This window comes from Rhizobium ecuadorense (assembly GCF_001187535.1).
Classification (GTDB): Bacteria; Pseudomonadota; Alphaproteobacteria; order Rhizobiales; family Rhizobiaceae; genus Rhizobium; species Rhizobium ecuadorense.
Genome location: NZ_LFIO01000213.1, coordinates 1 through 323, shown reverse-complemented (window position 1 = coordinate 323; position 323 = coordinate 1). Strand labels below are relative to the sequence as shown.

The window sequence follows — 323 nt, the reverse complement described above, 5'->3', positions numbered from 1 at the left end:
ACCGACGGTCGTTGCAACCTGGGAAAACCGTACGCAAATCATCGAAATCATGGGCATCGCGCTGCAGACGAGCCAAGAATTTCAACATCTTTGGAAAAGCAGCGGCGGAACGGGCCGGCTCAGTCAAGACGATACGGACAAGTTGGTCGAACTGCTCCGCCAGATCGGCAACCTGAATGAAATGCTCATGCGATTGGCCTGAAAGGCGTCGATACCCAAGTAACAGCGCCACGCATTTCCGAGACGTCAAAACTCCCATGGTGAGATCAATTGGAGACCTGTGGTCGCAAAATCGCCCAGATTTCGCGTCGCAAGTCGCCCAC

The 323-nt window shown here is 54.2% G+C and carries 1 protein-coding gene and 1 pseudogene; one reads left to right on the top strand and one right to left on the bottom strand.

Features of this window, described 5'->3' with window-relative positions:
• Positions 1–202, top strand: a 202-nt coding sequence (locus AF337_RS05590; RefSeq protein WP_049731360.1) for a hypothetical protein, incomplete at its 5' end; no start/stop codon positions are given.
• 44 nt (positions 203–246) lie between these two features.
• On the opposite strand, the pseudogene AF337_RS39760 reads toward AF337_RS05590, so the two are convergent.
• Positions 247–323 (bottom strand): annotated as a pseudogene (locus AF337_RS39760) (type II toxin-antitoxin system VapC family toxin); the annotation flags it as partial.